General features: G+C 48.5%; 3 protein-coding genes. 2 read left to right on the top strand and 1 reads right to left on the bottom strand.

The genetic code is table 11. The features are described from left to right. Both BZG14_RS14990 and groL read left to right on the top strand, forming a co-directional pair. Window positions 1-204 (top strand): co-chaperone GroES (locus BZG14_RS14990; RefSeq protein WP_131825203.1); only part of this gene is annotated, 204 nt, incomplete at its 5' end. A gap of 43 nt (window positions 205-247) precedes the next feature. Continuing rightward, entirely contained in the window at window positions 248-1,897 is a 1,650-nt protein-coding gene (groL, locus tag BZG14_RS14995) for a chaperonin GroEL (protein WP_069361508.1), read from the top strand. A gap of 77 nt (window positions 1,898-1,974) precedes the next feature. Here the strand turns inward: groL and BZG14_RS15000 are convergent, their stop codons facing one another. Beyond that, window positions 1,975-2,307 (bottom strand): SMR family transporter, encoded by a 333-nt coding sequence (locus BZG14_RS15000; RefSeq protein WP_077486472.1) that lies wholly within the window; start codon window positions 2,305-2,307, stop codon window positions 1,975-1,977. Between the last annotated feature and the right edge of the window lie 517 nt (window positions 2,308-2,824).

Raw genomic sequence — 2,824 nt, forward strand, 5'->3', positions numbered from 1 at the left:
CCTGCTGCAGAAAAGTCTACCCGCGGTAAAGTGCTGGCGGTAGGCAAAGGCCGTATTCTTGACAACGGCAACGTGCAGCCATTGGACGTTCAAGTGGGTGACACTGTTATCTTCTCTGAAGGCTTTGGCACCAAGACGGAAAAAATCGAGGGTCAAGAAGTTCTGATCTTGTCTGAAAGCGACATTATGGCAATCGTTGAATAATTCATTTCACCTCCAATCAATAACGTAAGAAAGGAATAGAATCATGGCTGCTAAAGACGTTAAATTTAGTGACGACGCGCGTGCGAAAATGCTCGAAGGTGTGAATGTTCTGGCTGATGCCGTGAAAGTCACACTGGGTCCTAAAGGCCGTAACGTAGTACTAGACAAATCATTCGGTGCCCCAACCATCACCAAAGATGGCGTATCTGTTGCGCGTGAAATTGAACTGGAAGACAAATTCCAGAACATGGGCGCACAAATGGTGAAAGAAGTGGCGTCTCAGTCGAACGACGCTGCGGGTGACGGAACGACAACTGCAACTGTATTGGCGCAATCTATCGTCAATGAAGGCTTGAAAGCAGTCGCGGCGGGCATGAACCCAATGGATCTAAAGCGCGGTATCGACAAAGCGGTTGTTGCGGCGGTTGAAGAGTTGAAAAAACTGTCTGCGCCTTGCACCAGCAACAATGCGATTGAGCAAGTGGGTACCATTTCTGCGAACTCTGACCACACTGTTGGTAAGATTATCGCTCAAGCGATGGAAAAAGTCGGTCGTGACGGTGTTATTACCGTTGAAGAAGGTCAATCACTGCAAGACGAACTGAGCGTCGTAGAAGGCATGCAGTTCGATCGTGGTTACCTATCTCCTTACTTCATCAATAACCAAGAAGCCGGTAACGTTGAGCTGGATAACCCATTTATCCTACTGATCGACAAAAAAGTCTCGAATATCCGCGAGCTGCTACCAACCCTTGAAGCGGTTTCTAAAGCGTCTCGTCCTCTGCTGATCATTGCAGAAGATCTTGAAGGTGAAGCGCTGGCGACATTGGTTGTCAACAACATGCGTGGCATCGTCAAAGTCGCTGCCGTGAAAGCCCCTGGCTTTGGTGACCGTCGTAAAGCGATGCTGCAAGATATCGCAACCTTGACGGCAGGCACTGTGGTTTCTGAAGAAATCGGCATGGACCTAGAGAAAGTGACGCTGGAAGACCTAGGTCAAGCCAAGCGTGTCACTGTCACTAAAGACAACACCACTATCGTTGACGGTGTCGGTGAGGAAGCGGCGATTGAAGGGCGTGTTGCGCAGATTCGCCAGCAAATCGAAGAAGCAACCTCAGACTACGACAAAGAAAAACTGCAAGAGCGCGTCGCTAAACTGGCTGGCGGTGTTGCAGTGATCAAAGTCGGTGCGGCGACTGAAGTCGAGATGAAAGAGAAGAAAGATCGCGTTGAAGATGCCCTGCACGCAACACGTGCGGCGGTTGAAGAAGGCGTGGTTGCCGGTGGTGGTGTTGCCCTAATCCGTGCGGCGAGCAAAGTTGGCGAGCTGAAAGGTGACAACGAAGAGCAAAACGTAGGTATCCGTGTTGCACTGCGCGCCATGGAATCACCGCTTCGTCAAATCGCGACCAACGCAGGTGATGAAGACTCAGTGGTTGCTAACAAAGTGAAATCTGGCGATAACCACTTTGGCTACAATGCATCAACTGGCGAATACGGTGACATGATTGAGATGGGTATTCTTGACCCAACCAAAGTAACACGTAGTGCACTACAGTTCGCTGCCTCTGTTGCGGGTCTGATGATCACCACTGAAGCCATGGTTACCGATCTGCCACAAAAAGACGGTGGTGCTGATATGGGCGCTGCTGCTGGTATGGGTGGCATGGGCGGAATGGGCGGCATGATGTGATCGCCTTTCCCTCATAAATGAAAAAACCCAGCTTCGGCTGGGTTTTTTCGTTCTCGGGCTGACGCCAATAACGCGGCTCAGTGCGGAGACGCAGATGAAAAAATATTCATCACTGCGACACCCGAGACAATCAGTGCCATTCCTATCACCGCCGGTGCATCCAGTTTTTGGTCAAAGACTAGCCAACCAATCAAAGCAATCAATGTCACGCCCGCGCCGGCCCATATCGCATAGGCGATGCCTACAGGAATTGCGCGTAAAGTGAGGGCGAGTAGATAGAAAGAGAAACTGTATCCCACCACCACTAATATCGAAGGAACGAGCTTAGAAAAGCCGTCACTGTTTTTGAGTGATGCGGTTGCAATCACCTCTGCCACAATAGCAAACCCTAGAAAAAGCCAATGCTTCATATCGATGACTCCCAAGTGAGAAACAGGCAGGCCATGCTACCAGCCAATTTTTATGATGTATGCCTCATTTTGAGTGGAGAAGAGTGAAAAGCATGATGAGCGATGTAAGCCAAGGTGAACACTGGCGGCAAAACACAAGGGTTAAAATAGACAAAAAAAACGATTTTGTACGAATTTCGTTCAGGTGAGATTTTTTTTGCAAAAAGAGGTTGCGGGAAAAACTGAGATCTCTATACTGCGCTTCCTGTTGACGGGGCAACGAGACGCAAGTCACGAAATGCCGACCACGAAGTCAACACGCTCTTTAACAATTTGACCTATGCAATCTGTGTGGGCACTCGTTAAGAATAGACAAAAAGATTTATTCGATGAACTGAGTGACCAAACGACAACTTTTATAGTTGTTCGGCACAGTCAATTCGTTTGTCTCTTCGGAGATAAACAGTAATCAGTATTCATTGAGCAGTTTCTACGGAAACACCAAACTTAAATTGAAGAGTTTGATCATGGCTCAGAT

Origin of the sequence: Salinivibrio sp. IB282, assembly GCF_001995685.1 — a bacterium.
Classification (GTDB): Bacteria; Pseudomonadota; Gammaproteobacteria; order Enterobacterales; family Vibrionaceae; genus Salinivibrio; species Salinivibrio kushneri.

Coding starts and splice junctions, on each gene's coding strand:
- groL (WP_069361508.1), top strand. CDS start 248: ATGGCTGCTAAAGACGTTAAATTTAGTGACGACGCGCGTGCGAAAATG.
- BZG14_RS15000 (WP_077486472.1), bottom strand. CDS start 2,307: ATGAAGCATTGGCTTTTTCTAGGGTTTGCTATTGTGGCAGAGGTGATT.